Raw genomic sequence first — 14,750 nt, 5'->3', positions numbered from 1 at the left:
TGGATATGATATATGGGCTGGATATTTGGTGTTGTTCGGGTTGTTATTTTAACTTTGTCTTGATGAATAATTACCGTAATGTTTCAACTGCGCCGTCGCGGTCGCTACCGAAATATATTCCGTAGCGTTGGCGTTTGGATTCATCAATATATCTTTGTAGCATTATTTTAATCGCATCCGATCCGATACGCTGCCACGGAATTTCATCGAATGACCAAAATTTATTGCCCACCAAATCGGAATCGGCTTTCGCACGGTAATAAATTGACTGCTGCCCGGTTTTTTCGTTCTCAAAAACAGCAAACAGAACGCTCAGTGATATACCAATTCCCAACTGAGTCAAGTAGTTCTGTAATTTGCCAAGCGAACCGGAGGTGCCATCCAATCCACTGGCGGGCACATGCAATTCCCCGGTAACGGCATTTTCGATCAGTAAAACTTTTCCATCGTACTCGACAATCGCTCCGACAATTACGTCAGCATCGCCGCCAACGGCCTCGACCGCGGATTGTTCCAGCCCAAGGCTTAAATAACCGCCCCGGACATAACCAAGACCCATGTTTCCGTTATAGTCATAGGACTCGATCCGTCCAATCAAGATAATATGATCGCCAACATCGATCACCGGGTCACATTTGCAATCAAACCATGCACACACGCCCTCCAATATTGGATTGCCATTTTCACTTTCTGACCAATCTGCAATGTCAAATTTATCCGCGCGCTTTGAAGCAAACAGCCCCGAAATTTCAATCTGGGTTTCTGCCAAAATATTGACTGCGAACCCTTTCGATTGGGTAAATACATCGAAACTTTCCGCCGTCTTATCGACACAAATTAACAACCTCGGCGGGTGCAGTGAAACTGAGGTAAATGAATTAGCGGTAAAACCGCGTGGAATCCCGCTTTCTTCCCGGCAAGTCACCACAGTAACGCCGGTAAGAAATGTCCCAAAGGCATTGCGTAGTTGCCTCAGGCCGAGGTTGCGGTCAAATTTACTCAAAACTGGTATCGAAATATCTTCCGCTCATTATGCTTGTTCAATGCTGGCGATAGTACCAGTTAACAGGCCGGTTAATCGACTAGTTAATCGGCCAATTATCAAATGGGCGAAAACTTACCAGGTGATTGTCCGTGTTGCTTTTGCCTGCCTTGCGCCGGGCTAGTGTGCTGTTTCGGTCGAAATGGGACTGACAATGCAATCAATGCCTGACCGCTTGAAATTCGCTATACTCCACGCCCATTTATCAAACCGCCCGTTGGTCAAGCCCAACTGCCCATGTCCGCCGCCGCCAAACCGACCAACTTTATCCGTCAAATCATTGACCGCGACTTGGCATCGGGAAAACATGATGTCATTGTCACGCGATTTCCGCCGGAGCCGAATGGCTATTTGCATATTGGACATGCCAAATCAATTTGGCTCAATTTTGGCATCGCCGATGATTATAACGGCAAATGCACCTTGCGCTTCGACGACACCAATCCGGCGAGGGAACAAGCGGAATTTGTCGCCGCCATTGAACAGGATGTGCGTTGGCTGGGCTATCAATGGCAGCGCATCGCCCACGCATCGGACTACTTTGAGCAGTTGCACGGTTTCGCTTGCGAGTTGATCGACAAAGGGCTTGCCTATGTCGATAGTCTGGACGCCGAAAAAATCAGGCAGTATCGCGGCACCCTGACCGAGCCCGGCCAGGACAGCCCCTATCGCGGGCGAAGCGTGGCCGAGAACCGCGATCTGTTCGCGCAGATGCGCGCCGGCGAGTTTGCCGACGGGGCGCAGGTCCTGCGCGCGAAAATTGACATGGCGTCGCCCAACATCAACTTGCGCGATCCGGTGATTTATCGTATCCGCCACCATGATCATCAACGCACCGGCAATACTTGGTGCATCTATCCGATGTACGATTTCACCCATGGACTCAGCGATGCCATCGAGGGCGTGACCCATTCGTTGTGCACGCTTGAATTTGAAGACCATCGCGCGCTGTACGACTGGCTGCTGGACAACATTTCCGCGCCGTGCCATCCGCAGCAAATCGAGTTTTCCCGGCTCAATCTCAACTACGCGGTGATGAGCAAGCGCATGCTCACTCAGTTGGTGGAAAACGGAAGCGTACAAGGATGGGACGATCCGAGAATGCCGACTATTTGCGGATTGCGGCGGCGCGGTTTCACGCCCGCGTCCATCCGCAATTTCATCGCCGCCGTAGGGATTACCAAAAGCGACAATATGATCGAAATGGGCGTTTTGGAAAACAGCGTGCGCGAGGATTTAGAGCCCATTGCGCCGCGCGCCATGGCGGTTTTACGGCCGCTTAAAGTTATCATTGAAAACTACCCCGAAGGCGAGCATGAACAAATCCAGGCGCCGAATCATCCGCGGGATGCGTCCATGGGGACGCGAACAATCGCTCTGGGCCGGGAAATTTACATCGAGCAAGATGATTTCATGGAGCGCCCGCCGGACAAGTTTTTTCGTCTTGCGCCCGACCGTGAAGTGCGTCTGCGCTATGGTTTTGTGATTCGCTGCACCGAGGTGATTAAAAACCCAGCCGGCGAGGTCATGGAATTAAGATGTCAATACGATCCTGATACGCGGCGCGGTCGTGCGCCGGGTGGCCGGAAAGTGAAAGGCATTATTCATTGGGTGTCAGCCAGTCATTGCGTCGAGGCCGAAGTGCGGCTTTATGATCGGCTTTTTTCGGAAGCGAATCCTCGAGCAGACAAAAGCCGAGATTTCAAACAGGCGCTTAATCCAGATTCCCTGCATATATTGCCGCAGTGCAAACTGGAAGCCAGTTTGGCATCGCCCAAAGCGGATACCCGATACCAGTTTGAACGGCTGGGTTATTTCTACGCCGACCAGGATAGCAACAGCGGAAATCTCATTTATAATCGCATTGTAACTTTGCGCGATGCCTGGGCCAGAATCGCCAGATAATCATAAAGGCGTAACCCTAAAAGCAATCATTCACAAAAGCACAAACTCACAAAAAAGGCAACGAAACCACTATGCAATTTCTCGCTGAATACGGCCTGTTCCTGGCCAAAGCCATCACCATTGTCGTCACCATACTGATCGTTGTGGGCGGCATTATCTCCCTGGCAATGCGTCAAAAAAAGAGCACGGAAAAACGATTGGAAATAACTCACCTCAACCCCCGCTACGAGGAAATGGAAAAAACCATTGCCGCCGCCGCCTTAACCGAGGTGGGATTAAAGCGGAAAATGAAGGCCGACCAGAAAAAGGAGAAGCAAGCCGCGAAAGCGGAAAAGAAAGCCGGAAAGACCGCTAAAAAAGAGGCCGGCAAGGCTGATGAGTCCCGGAAAAAACGATTGTTCGTGCTTGATTTCGACGGCGACATAAAAGCCACCGATGTGGAAAACATGCGCCAGGAAATCAGCGCATTGCTGACCATCGCCGATAAGGAGGATGAAGTGCTGGTGCGCTTGGAAAGCGGCGGCGGCACGGTGCACGGCTACGGCTTGGCCGCCTCGCAGCTGCAGCGCATCCGCGACCAAGGCATCCCGCTGACCATTGCCGTTGACAAAGTGGCGGCCAGCGGCGGCTATATGATGGCCTGCGTCGCCAACAAGATCATCGCCGCGCCCTTTGCCATCATCGGCTCGATTGGCGTGCTGGCGCAAATACCCAATCTAAATCGCCTCTTGAAAAAACATGATGTTGATTTTGAGCAATTATACGCCGGCGAGTTCAAGCGCACGTTGACGCTGTTTGGCGAAAACACGGCCAAGGGGCGCGCCAAAATGCAGGCGGAACTTGAAGAAACCCATGCGTTGTTCAAGAGTTTTGTGAAATCCCAGCGCCCGGGCCTGGATGTGGACAAGGTGGCCACCGGAGAGCACTGGCTCGGCACCCGGGCCTTGGAACTTGGTTTGGTTGACCTGCTGCAAACCAGCGATGATTATTTGATGTCGCTGCGCAACGATGCCGAACTTATTTTGATCGAATACTCCGAGAAGCAAACGATGGTGGAAAAACTGTCGCAGTTAATGACCCTGAAATGGCGGCAGCAGAGCAAGCTGGTTCAGGATGTGGACAAGCCGTTGCTGATGTAGGCGGCAGCATAGCCCATGATGCCCTATGATTTATGCACTCGGCGACAGAATACCGGAAATAGCGATCAGCAGTTTCGTCGCACCTAGCGCGGATGTCATTGGTCTGGTGCGCATCGGCGAACAGGCCAGCGTCTGGTTCAATGCGGTGCTGCGCGGCGACAACGAATTAATCCGCATTGGCAATCGCTCGAATGTTCAGGACGGCAGTGTTTTGCACACCGATCCGGGCCTGCCGCTGACCATCGAAGACAATGTCACGATAGGGCACGGCAGCATGCTGCATGGCTGCCACATTAAAACCGGCAGTTTAATCGGCATCGGCAGCGTCATTATGAATAAAGCGATCATCGGCGAGTGCTGCTTGGTGGGGGCGAATGCTCTGGTTACGGAAAATAAGGCATTCCCGGATCGAACCTTGATTTTGGGCGCCCCGGCCACGGTGGTCAGAAAACTGACCGACCAAGAGGTTGCGGACGTAAAACGCGCTGCGGAAATTTATGTCAGCCGCATACCACAGTATAAAAACCTGCAGCATTATTCAAATTAAGGGAATGACCTGCTAAAACAATAGACCGACGGACTCGGAGAATAGCTTCGCTTCACCCACTTCAGACCCCGCCGTCATCCCTCTCAGGCGGGATTGTTAGGCTCAGCGAAGCCGTCATCCCCGCCCTTCACAACTCACCCCCCGTCATTCCCGTGAAAACGGGAATCCAGTAAAAACCCCGGCGTAGCCGCTGACATTACCCGACGGCGAGGTCGGCAATTTTATCCACGGCTAATTTTATTCATGACTAATTTTATTCATGACTAATTTTGTCTAGGCCGATTTTCAGGTCGCCGATGATGTCGTCAACATGTTCCAAGCCCACCGCAACTCGAATCAATGAATCCGTTATGCGCGCGCGGTCGCGTTGCTGTTGCGTAATTCTTGAGTGGGTGGTGCTCGCAGGATGGGTGATGGTGGTTTTTGTGTCGCCCAGATTGGCGGTGATGGATATGAACTCGGTGGCGTCGATGACTTGCCAAGCTTCGTGTTTCACACCCTTGACTTCAAACGAGACAATGCCGCCAAATCCACTGTGCTGGGATTGCGCCAATTTTCGTTGGGGATGGGAGGCAAGCCCCGGGTAGTAAACCCGGCTGACCGCCGGATGCGCCTCCAGCCATTGCGCCACGGTCAGCGCATTTTCGCAGTGCTGTTTCATTCGCAACTCCAGCGTCTCCAACCCTTTGCTAAAAGTCCACGCATTAAACGGACTCAGGCACGGCCCGGTAGTGCGCAGCATGGCGAACAATTCATCATAGATTTTTTCATCATTGGTCACCAGCGCGCCGCCCACGCAACGGCCCTGTCCATCAAGGTATTTAGTCGCAGTATGCACCACGATGTGCGCGCCATGCGAGAATGGCTGTTGCAGCACCGGCGTGCAAAATGCGTTATCCACTGCCAGCCACGCGCCTGCTTGGTCGGCGATGGCGGCGATGGCGGCAATATCGGCGATTTCGCACAGCGGGTTTGACGGGGTTTCCAAAAATATCAGCCTGGTATTGGGTCGGATTGCAAGTTTCCACTGTTCTATATCGGTCAAACTAACGAAGGTGGTGTTGATATTGAAGCGGCTGAAATACTTGGTGAACAACGACACGGTCGACCCGAACAAGCCGGTTGATGCGACGATGTGATCGCCGCCATTGAGCAAGGCAAGCACCAGACCGGAGATTGCCGCCATGCCCGAAGCGGTGGCGACGCAATATTGCGCGCCCTCCATGGCCGCCAGGCGCGCCTCGAATGCGGCTACCGTGGGGTTGGTGAATCGGGAGTAAACATTGCCCGCTTGCTCGCCGCTGAACCGATCGCTTGCCTGCTGAGCATTTTCAAAAACATAGCTCGAGGTCGCGAAGATCGGTTCGTTGTGCTCCTGCTCGGCAGTCCGACGATGACCGCATCGTATTGCCGTAGTCTGGCGGTGGTATTTTTGTGACTGTTTTGACATTTTTCGCGCCTCAATATTATCCGCATATTTATCTGCATATGATTGACGCGGGCATAAAAAACCCGCTTCCAGCTTTGCTATTGAGATGTGCTAAAGGCCAAAAAGCCAAGGCAAAAAGCAGGTTTGTTCTGCGACTCTTTAGCCGTATTTTTAAGCGCCCGCAAGCTGATAATCAAATCGGCGCTGAAACAGAAGTATAGTCCAGAGATTAGTTTATGTCAATAGCGATGATTGCGGGATGGAAAAACCGCCATCGCCGTCGGGCAAGGTCAGCGGCTGTCGCCGCTGGGTGTTTCACTGGATTATCGGGTCAAGCCCGATAATGACGGGCCGTTATTATCTGGCGGCGAAGCCGACGCGCGCCTTTGCCGAGCCTAATAATCACTCCCCCGTGGGGGGTGATTTTCCAGGCCGCGCTGGATTGAACCGCAGGCCGCCTTTGAGGAGACGGAGCAATCCGCGAACCCCCCCCCTTGTCAGGGGGGAGACTGAGCGCGCCGCCGTCATTGCGAGCGGACGATGCGAAGCCCCCCTGACAAGGGGGGTTCGGGGGGTTGCGATACGCTCCGCGGTGGTGTTGGGAACGGATGCCGCTTTTCAGCATCATTACATGAAGGTCACGGTAGAGGTCATCAGGCACCTTGATGGTGGTTTATCGATCATGTATCGGCCAAGACGGTTAGCCCGATATGACTCACAGGGTCAGATTGTGCAACCAACGAAAGCGGGCAATCTGCGCGTTACAAATCTGGACAGTTTATTTACTTCTAATATTAAATCAATTTAAACAATGGGTTAGAGATGATATGACGTAGTTATCCAGGACCGCCACAAGATATAAATCTATTCAGTATTTTTTCGGTCACCCATCAGTCAAAAGGACTGGGGGGTTAGGGATGCCCACAGTCGTTGAAGGACTCGTTGCCGCTGTGGCAGCGTCAGCGAGTTTGCCGATGGTCGGTGATGGCTTGATTGGCTGCAGTTTGATTGGGGCGGGCAAGGCATCGCGACCAGCCCCGACCGTTTCTCTCCAACAGGCGGTTCAGGCGATATAGCGCACCTCCGTCATCATGCCTTGCGCCATGTGGTAAAGATTGTGGCAGTGAAAGGCCCAGCGACCGGGATTATCGGTTTGGAATCCGATTGTCGCCATGCCTTTGGCTGGGACCAGGAGCGTATCGCGGAAGGCGCCGGCGTATCGTTTGCCATTGAGCGCCAGCACCTGAAAATGCGCGCCGTGCAGATGCATGGGGTGGGGTGCGCCATGCTGGTTGGATTGCCAATCGTCAGCGTGACATATTCGCCCGGTCGGCGGTTTGCGCGGGCGACCGGGTTGCGGGTCGGAGGCGTTGCTCGAACATCGGGTCTATCGGCCCGGTTTGCTCGTCCGCCTCGGCGGCCAGTTTCGCAATCGTCGCGTTCCTGGTGGCCAGCACGATTCCGGTGCGCGCCGCCGCGCCTTCACGAATTGCCGTGACCGGCCAAGCGCCATTCCCAGCCGGCAGGTCAATTTCGATATCAAGCCGCTGCGCGATGGCGAGGGGGAATCGCCGAGCGGCAAGGGGCGCGATGGCGTTGCCGTCAACGGCCACGGCACGGCCTTGCAGTTCACCCAGATCAACCGTGAAGTTGGTCGCACTGGCCGCGTTGATGAGACGAACCCGCACCCGCCCGCCCAGCTCAACCCGGATGACTTCCGGATCGTCAAGCGTGCGGTCGTTCGCGAGGTAGGCATCGTATTCGACATCGTTGAGATGGACCATCCCGCTCATGCCCTCCATCCCGGCCATATTCTCCATTCCAGCCATGCCTTCCATGTTCATGTTCATGTCCATGTCCATGGTGCTGTGCGCGGCCAGAAGCCGCTGCTCCTGCAGGCCAACGTGGGAATGCATCCAGTGCGTGCCCGGGCGCGGCATGAAGTCGTAATCATAAGAAGCGCCGGGCTTAATCGGTGGCTGGGTCAGATCCGGCACGCCATCCTGGTCGTTGGGCGGGGTTTGTCCATGCCAGTGGATGACGGTCGAAGCGGCGCTCCGGTTATAGACACGGACGCTAAAGGGCTGACCGGGATCGAGTGTCAGGCCGGGTGTGCCGCCCTGATTGAGCAGCGAAAACACCTTGGCCGGCTTGCCGTGCACTTCAAGCACTCGGCTATCCACGTTGAGGGATTGTCTGCGCGGGCAAGCCAAGGCCGGGTTGGGCAGCAGGCTGCTCAGGGCCATGGCGCCAGTGAACATAGGAGTATAAAAGCCCCTTTTTCAAAAGTCCATGCATTGCCCGGGTTCACTGCATATGAGACAAAATCAGGTCGCCAGGGCGGGTTGCCGACAGCGCGCCATCGGCGGCGTCAATCCAAGCCATCGTGTGGCCGGCAATGATCATGGGTCCGCTGGCAGCCCTGCGCTCATGTGGTGTCCCGTTTGCGCGGGAATGACGGGCCTGGAGATAACGGGACTGGACGGGGAACTTCGGCAATTGTATATGTTCACTATTTCGCTGACAGTTTTTTCTCGATCACTTTTGGCGTCTCACAAGGAGTATTGCCTTCCGATTTACCATTGTATCCCAATCCGTCATTGCCCGGCTTGTTCCGGGCAATCCAGTTATTAAACCGTTCGGCGAAGCCGAACTCCTTTTATCGCGGCTTCGCCGCGTCTGGATTCTCGCATCAAACAGCGCGGCTTCGCTGAGCCCAAGAATCACCCCCGCCACCCCAACGATAACCCCTTGTTCAGTATCATTTTAGGATTGGAATAGACTCTTGTACAGCCGGTCTTTTCTGGTTTGAATCTGTATAATCCGGTGTTTGTTTTTAATCACAATTTGACATGGCTAACGCAAGCAAAAACTTAATGGACAGTCTTGAGCCTGAATCAGTTCGCCCAGAATCATTTCGATCCGGTCCGGACGATAGCGGGCACTTCGGGATTTTCGGCGGCAGATTCGTGGCCGAGACCTTAATGCCGCTTATTCTCGATCTGGAAACCACCTACAATAAATATCGCGATGACGCGGATTTTCTGCAGGAGTTGGATTATTACGCCAAGGATTACGTCGGCAGGCCCAGCCCGCTTTATTTTGCCGAACGCCTGACCCAGGAACTCGGCGGCGCCAAGATTTATTTCAAGCGTGATGAACTGAATCACACCGGCGCGCACAAGATTAATAACACCCTTGGACAAATTTTGCTGGCCAAGCGCATGGGCAAACGGCGCATCATTGCCGAGACCGGCGCTGGCCAGCATGGCGTCGCCGCCGCGACCGTCTGCGCCTTATTCGATTTGCCGTGCGTGGTGTATATGGGCGAGACCGACATCAAGCGCCAGGCGCCGAATGTATTTCGTATGAAACTTTTGGGTGCCGAGGTCATACCGGTGGCCAGCGGGACCGCGACCTTAAAAGATGCCATGAATGAAGCATTGCGCGATTGGGTGTCAAATGTTGAGGATACTTTTTATATTATAGGCACCGTAGCCGGACCCCATCCGTATCCAGAAATGGTGCGTGATTTTCAATGCGTCATTGGCAGAGAAACCAGGCAGCAAATTCTTGAAAAAGAAAATCGATTGCCAGACACCCTGTTGGCTTGCATTGGCGGCGGCTCGAATGCCATCGGTCTATTTCATCCCTTTCTTGACGATGAAGCCGTAGCCATCATCGGCGTTGAAGCCGCTGGCCATGGCATCGATACCGGGCAACACGCGGCCTCGCTGAGCGGCGGCAAGCCCGGGGTATTGCATGGCAATCGCACTTATCTTTTGCAAGATGACGACGGCCAGATTTGCGATGCCCATTCCATTTCTGCTGGCCTGGATTACCCTGGCATCGGGCCCGAACATTCGTGGCTACATGAAATCGGGCGGGTGCAATATGTCTCTGTTACCGATGCTGAGGCGCTGGATGCGTTCCAGTTGTGCTGCCGCACCGAGGGCATCATCCCCGCCTTGGAGCCGGCGCATGCGCTGGCCCAGGTCGCCAAAATTGCGCCCACGATGACGAAGGATAAAATTATTGTCATGAACCTGTGTGGCCGCGGCGACAAGGATGTATTCACCGTGGCCGATGCCCTCGGCGTGAAGTTATGAGCGTAAAGTTATGAACCTGAAGTTATGAGCATGCCGTTATGATGACAAAAGTCATGCGCGGCGAACGGCTGGCGCAGCGGTTCGCGCAACTCAAATCCGCCGGGCGCGCGGGCTTAATCACGTTCACCACCGCCGGCGATCCCGATGCCGACACCGCGCAAAAAATCTTGGACGGCTTGCCCGCGGCCGGGGCGGATATCATTGAATTGGGCATGCCATTTTCCGACCCGATGGCCGACGGCCCGGCCATTCAAGCCGCCAGCCTGCGCGCGCTAAAAAGCGGCATGACTTTGGTTAAAACCTTGGACATGGTGGCGCAGTTTCGCCAGCGCGACGCGCAAACGCCCATCGTATTAATGGGCTACTACAACCCGATTTATCATTACGGCAATCAACGGTTTTTGGACGATGCCATCAGCGTCGGCGTGGATGGCCTGATCATCGTTGACCTGCCACCGGAAGAGGACGACGAACTGTGCCATCCTTGCCTGACCGCCGGCTTAAACTGGATTCGGCTGACCACCCCGACCACGCATCGCGCACGGCTCAAGACGGTGCTGAAAAATAGTTCCGGCTTCGTCTATCATGTTTCCATCGCCGGCATCACCGGCACGCGCTCGGCGCAACCATCCGATGTGAACACCGCCATCCGCCGGATAAGAAGTCAAACTTCATTGCCAATCGCGGTCGGCTTTGGCATCAAAACCAAACAACAAGTGCGCAAAATTTCATCCATCGCCGACGCCGCCGTGGTGGGCTCGGCACTGATAGAACGCATCGCACAAGGACTGGAGCAAAATCTGCAGAGCGACCAGATCGTGAACAACCTGCATGGATTTGTAACAGAACTCGCATTGGGGACCAAGCCTGAAATAGATAGGGCTGTCCTAGATAAGTAAAATATTCATTTCATTGTATATTTCTTATAAAAACATCCATACTCATGCTGGGCATGAGTATGGATGTGGTTATTAGCATTTCAATTGTATCCGCCACTTTCATTGGTGATTTTAGGATGCTTTCCATCTCTCATATAAACGCGGAGTTTTTTTCCACTGGCGCACTCAATAATAAAGTACTCGCTAGAAGTATTTTCCCTTTTTGATGCGACTTCAGCACAATCCCACCCATAGGTGTTCTGAGCATGCCAAGCCAAATCTGCTTTTGATAAATCCCTGCTTGTTGTTGCCTTGCGAATATCTTGATTGTAAACAGACGCGCTGGCTTTTGTTAGCTCCTCGCCTGTTGGTCCCTCGCTTTCACTGCAGGCCACAAGCATAACAAAAGGGATAAAAAAGAACGATAGGTGTTTGATAGGTTGCACGGTCGTTTATGTGAATTGGTTAGTTGTGTGCAAAGGGGGGGCCGAAGCCCCCCCCCGATGTTTTGCTTGATTACATCCAGCCGCGTTCCTTGTAGTATTTAACCGCGCCGCGGCGGCGCCGACAAGACATCTTTGATCATCTCGGACTCGACAAGCCCGCCGAAAGCCGGGTGAAGTTTTTTGAAATCTCCGAAATTATCGAAGACCGCCTTGACGATTTGGTAGATGACATCTTCCGCCACCGCGGTTGATGTTACGAAGGTTGCGCCGACGCCGAAGGTTTTGATGTCGTTTGGATTGCTGCGATTATTGCTAGGACAGAGCCAACGGCCTGAACCCAGGCAGCCCAGTCGGTATTCGTCAAATTCGACAAAAAACACAACTTATTCATCTCGTTTCTTCAGCCGCATAACGCTTCAATCAGCTGACGCCGTAAGCTGGATTAACTTGTTATACGCTGATTAGTTTGACTTAAAGACGCAACAACTTTTTGAACATTAAGCTCACTGCGGCGCTCTTCTGCCCGCCATAAATCGTAGTGCAACTGTTGATTAAGCCAACTTTCTGCGGATGTATCAAAAGCAATTGATAGGCGAATAGCCATTTCTGGGCTAACACCTGAACGACCGTTTAAAATAGAACTTAGTGTTTTACGACTAACACCCAAAGCCTTCGCTGTAGCGGTAACAGAAATACCGACAGGTTCAAGACAAAGCGCTTTAAGTACTTCTCCAGGATGAGGGGGATTAAACATTTGCATAATTTCACCTAATGGTAATCTTCATAATCGACTGTCTCGGCATGCCCGTTTTCAAAGCGGAATGTAATCCTCCAATTGCCGCTTACCCAAACCGACCAAATACCAGCTCGTTTGCCAGAAAGCGCATGAAGCCGTAATCCAGGCAAACCCATATCTTGTGGCTGAATAGACACATGCAATCTACCGAGAATTAAACGAAGCCTTTTTGCATGCTGATTCTGGATACCTGCGGTATCGCCAGTTTCAAAAAATTTTGCCAGCCCTTTGTGTCTGAAGCTTCTAATCACGAAGGAAATGTAACGCGTAACGACTCGGTTGTCAAAGCATATAACATTAAAACTAAACGGCGGGCTGTTTTTGCCCGTCCGCTTGAGTGTTTAGTTAGGCGATTTTAATAATGGTTCAAGATACTTTAAGCGGTGATTTCGGATAGATTTTAGCAGATATTGACACCCATTTTCGTGGCGCATATGGAAGCGAAACTCACACTCTTTCAAAGGGGTCCGGCTACGCCGGACGACATATTTTAACTGGATTCCCGCCTGCGGCGAGAATGACGGGCTGGGGGGACAACGGTGAATCGGAAGGCGATGAGTCCTTTTGAGGGGGCAATGGTAAATAAGTGTCACGCAAAGCGTGACATTAAAACGTGCTCTATTACCTTAATTCGTCATTGCCCGGCCCATATTATTATTGGCCGGGCAATCCAGTGGAATATGCCGTCCGGCGCAGCCGGACTCCTTTGCTTTGATGCCGCGCCGTTCGATGCGAGAATGACGGCCGAGAGGGCGGCGCTAAAACACCGCTGGAAAGGAACAAAACAGGGCAGTGAATTAGTGAACACATATGCTCGCATTGCCCGGCGATGCGTTGTCTGATTTGAATATACAATCGGCTGGTCGCCGGGCCAGAGATGCCAGTGATTTGTGCGACTTTGCAAGCCTCGATATCAAGGCGAAACAGCCGTGGAATCGCCCTGAATTTCTTCTCGGAAATTCGGCAACGAATGACATCCTTGTTTTTCATTTATAGAACAATTAGGTATGACCATTTCACTATACCTTAAAGTATCTTGAACCTTAATAATTAACGTTTGTGTCCCCTTATCTTTACGATTGACTGGATTCCAACCCCCGTTTTCACGAGGACATGCTTTCGTTGGAATGACGACAGGGGTGTAAGGGCAGGAATAACAGCATTTTGGATTCGCAGGACGGGGGCTGCCGCCGCTTCGAGAAAGTCAATGTGCTATTATTCACCGTCTGATTTAATTCAATTCACGACTTTGTGATGATTCTCACCGATCTGATCAGCAAGGGCGATGTGCGCGAAGTTTATCGTCATCCCGACAACGCGGATTTGTGCGTCAAGATTGATTATGTGCAAGGACACTATGCGCGGAAGCGCAAAACTTCCGCGCAGATAAAGTATTACCGGTGGCTTGAACAGCGCGCCGCGCCGTTTGACATGATGACACGATTTCATGGCTGTATTGACACCAACTTCGGCCGCGGCTATGTCTTCGATTTAATCCGCGATGATGGCGGCGCGGTCGCAAGGCCGATTACGGATTATTTTCATTCGAGCGAATTCACCGAAACCCATTACCAAAGCATCCTCGGCAACTTGCGCGCCTATCGTCGTTATTTTATCGACAACCGAATCATAGGACCCAGCAGTCATTTACCGAATAATGTCTACGCGCTTGGCGCGACAAAAGGAACCGGCCGTTTGTTTTCAATCGACAGCCTCGGGGCAAATGAGTTTGTTTCCGTGTTCAGTCTGAACAAACATCTTGCCGGCTATAAAGCAAACCGAAAATGGCGACGATTGATTCGGTCGATGTCGGTGCGGTGGCGACGCAATGGCGTTTTACAGGAAATTCTTCGCGATTCCGAGGTTTGGCTTGTTTAGTTAATGGTCGATTTTAGTTTAGTGCTATTTTTCCTTATTCCCAATGCTATAAAAATAAACATTGCCTGTTGCGTCAATCAGGTCGAATCCTTTTTCTTTCAGTGTCGCCGTCAGTCCAGCAACCGCTTTATCACCGATGACTTGCGGATGCATTTCAATGACAAGTGAGTCTACTTTTGACAGATTCGCGGATGGCAGAAGTTCGGCTTCCGCTCCCTCGACATCCATAATAATTACTTGTGGCGAGTGGCGTTCAATTAAGGTGTTTATGGCAAGCGATTCGATTGATGTTTGATTGGTTTGTAATCCGCGGTCATAGATGCTTGATGAAACAACATTGTCATTTTTGTAGAATGTGAGTTTTCGCCCATCCGAACTGACCGCACACATGGTTACATTTGGCGTGAATCCATTAAGACGATAATTGTGATGAATCATCGGTTTTAATTCTGGATTTGCCTCGTAACAAAATACATTTTCTGGTCCGCATATTTTGGCGGCAATAATCCCCACAAGACCGATGCCTGCACCGATCTCTAACACTCTGCAGTCGTGCGTAACCGCTCGATTAACAAACTCAC

The 14,750-nt window shown here is 52.3% G+C and carries 17 protein-coding genes, 1 pseudogene and 1 riboswitch; of the genes and pseudogenes, 9 read left to right on the top strand and 9 right to left on the bottom strand.

What is annotated here, in order from left to right:
- Positions 1–70 precede the first annotated feature (70 nt).
- On the bottom strand, positions 71–1,003 hold the full coding sequence (locus ACP158_RS00835) for a flavin reductase (protein WP_424947117.1): 933 nt from the start codon (positions 1,001–1,003) through the stop codon (positions 71–73).
- A 276-nt stretch (positions 1,004–1,279) separates the two neighbouring features.
- Here ACP158_RS00835 and ACP158_RS00830 point away from each other — a divergent pair, with 276 nt between their 5' ends.
- The 3 genes from ACP158_RS00830 to ACP158_RS00820 all read left to right on the top strand — a co-directional run bounded on the left by ACP158_RS00830 (position 1,280) and on the right by ACP158_RS00820 (position 4,633).
- A complete protein-coding gene (locus ACP158_RS00830) occupies positions 1,280–2,947 on the top strand; it encodes a glutamine--tRNA ligase/YqeY domain fusion protein (RefSeq protein WP_424947116.1) in 1,668 nt (555 codons plus the stop codon).
- 71 nt (positions 2,948–3,018) lie between these two features.
- On the top strand, positions 3,019–4,086 hold the full coding sequence (gene sohB, locus ACP158_RS00825) for a protease SohB (RefSeq protein ID WP_424947115.1): 1,068 nt from the start codon (positions 3,019–3,021) through the stop codon (positions 4,084–4,086).
- Between the two features lie 25 nt (positions 4,087–4,111).
- The gene (locus tag ACP158_RS00820) at positions 4,112–4,633 is read left to right on the top strand and encodes a gamma carbonic anhydrase family protein (RefSeq protein ID WP_424947114.1); all 522 of its coding nucleotides are present in this window, start codon (positions 4,112–4,114) and stop codon (positions 4,631–4,633) included.
- 253 nt (positions 4,634–4,886) lie between these two features.
- Here the strand turns inward: ACP158_RS00820 and ACP158_RS00815 are convergent, their stop codons facing one another.
- Positions 4,887–6,083, bottom strand: a complete 1,197-nt coding sequence (locus ACP158_RS00815; RefSeq protein WP_424947113.1) for an O-succinylhomoserine sulfhydrylase — start codon at positions 6,081–6,083, stop codon at positions 4,887–4,889.
- Positions 6,084–6,200: 117 nt separating this feature from the next.
- A riboswitch (SAM riboswitch) is annotated at positions 6,201–6,277 on the bottom strand.
- Between the two features lie 37 nt (positions 6,278–6,314).
- Here ACP158_RS00815 and ACP158_RS00810 point away from each other — a divergent pair.
- Positions 6,315–6,461, top strand: a complete 147-nt coding sequence (locus ACP158_RS00810; protein WP_424947112.1) for a hypothetical protein — start codon at positions 6,315–6,317, stop codon at positions 6,459–6,461.
- A gap of 518 nt (positions 6,462–6,979) precedes the next feature.
- Positions 6,980–7,138, top strand: a complete 159-nt coding sequence (locus ACP158_RS00805) for a hypothetical protein (protein WP_424947111.1) — start codon at positions 6,980–6,982, stop codon at positions 7,136–7,138.
- Here ACP158_RS00805 and ACP158_RS00800 read toward each other — a convergent pair.
- Entirely contained in the window at positions 7,126–7,332 is a 207-nt protein-coding gene (locus ACP158_RS00800; RefSeq protein WP_424947110.1) for a multicopper oxidase domain-containing protein, read from the bottom strand. The genes ACP158_RS00805 and ACP158_RS00800 overlap by 13 nt on opposite strands.
- A gap of 37 nt (positions 7,333–7,369) precedes the next feature.
- Entirely contained in the window at positions 7,370–8,323 is a 954-nt protein-coding gene (locus ACP158_RS00795) for a multicopper oxidase domain-containing protein (RefSeq protein WP_424947109.1), read from the bottom strand.
- A 615-nt stretch (positions 8,324–8,938) separates the two neighbouring features.
- Here ACP158_RS00795 and trpB point away from each other — a divergent pair.
- Positions 8,939–10,171, top strand: a complete 1,233-nt coding sequence (gene trpB / locus ACP158_RS00790; RefSeq protein ID WP_424948375.1) for a tryptophan synthase subunit beta — start codon at positions 8,939–8,941, stop codon at positions 10,169–10,171.
- Between the two features lie 38 nt (positions 10,172–10,209).
- Positions 10,210–11,070, top strand: coding sequence for a tryptophan synthase subunit alpha (trpA, locus tag ACP158_RS00785; RefSeq protein WP_424947108.1), 861 nt, complete (start codon positions 10,210–10,212; stop codon positions 11,068–11,070).
- Positions 11,071–11,150: 80 nt separating this feature from the next.
- Here trpA and ACP158_RS00780 read toward each other — a convergent pair whose 3' ends face one another.
- The 4 genes and pseudogenes from ACP158_RS00780 to ACP158_RS00765 all read right to left on the bottom strand — a co-directional run bounded on the left by ACP158_RS00780 (position 11,151) and on the right by ACP158_RS00765 (position 12,542).
- Positions 11,151–11,495 (bottom strand): hypothetical protein, encoded by a 345-nt coding sequence (locus ACP158_RS00780; protein WP_424947107.1) that lies wholly within the window; start codon positions 11,493–11,495, stop codon positions 11,151–11,153.
- Between the two features lie 70 nt (positions 11,496–11,565).
- Positions 11,566–11,800 (bottom strand): annotated as a pseudogene (locus ACP158_RS00775) (TAXI family TRAP transporter solute-binding subunit); the annotation flags it as partial.
- Positions 11,801–11,937: 137 nt separating this feature from the next.
- Positions 11,938–12,255 (bottom strand): HigA family addiction module antitoxin, encoded by a 318-nt coding sequence (locus ACP158_RS00770; protein WP_424947106.1) that lies wholly within the window; start codon positions 12,253–12,255, stop codon positions 11,938–11,940.
- An 8-nt stretch (positions 12,256–12,263) separates the two neighbouring features.
- Positions 12,264–12,542, bottom strand: a complete 279-nt coding sequence (locus ACP158_RS00765) for a type II toxin-antitoxin system RelE/ParE family toxin (RefSeq protein WP_424947105.1) — start codon at positions 12,540–12,542, stop codon at positions 12,264–12,266.
- Between the two features lie 324 nt (positions 12,543–12,866).
- Between ACP158_RS00765 and ACP158_RS00760 the strand changes: the two genes are divergently transcribed.
- Together ACP158_RS00760 and ACP158_RS00755 are read left to right on the top strand one after the other, a co-directional pair.
- Positions 12,867–13,133, top strand: a complete 267-nt coding sequence (locus ACP158_RS00760) for a hypothetical protein (RefSeq protein WP_424947104.1) — start codon at positions 12,867–12,869, stop codon at positions 13,131–13,133.
- A 412-nt stretch (positions 13,134–13,545) separates the two neighbouring features.
- Positions 13,546–14,169 (top strand): YrbL family protein, encoded by a 624-nt coding sequence (locus ACP158_RS00755; RefSeq protein WP_424947103.1) that lies wholly within the window; start codon positions 13,546–13,548, stop codon positions 14,167–14,169.
- A 24-nt stretch (positions 14,170–14,193) separates the two neighbouring features.
- Here the strand turns inward: ACP158_RS00755 and ACP158_RS00750 are convergent, their stop codons facing one another.
- Positions 14,194–14,712, bottom strand: a complete 519-nt coding sequence (locus tag ACP158_RS00750) for an FkbM family methyltransferase (RefSeq protein WP_424947102.1) — start codon at positions 14,710–14,712, stop codon at positions 14,194–14,196.
- Positions 14,713–14,750: the final 38 nt, after the last annotated feature.

The organism is Candidatus Spongiihabitans sp., from assembly GCF_965247905.1.
Classification (GTDB): Bacteria; Pseudomonadota; Gammaproteobacteria; order Arenicellales; family Poriferihabitantaceae; genus Spongiihabitans.
The sequence above is the reverse complement of the archived record's forward strand: the minus strand, read 5'-3'. Positions and strand labels throughout refer to the sequence as shown.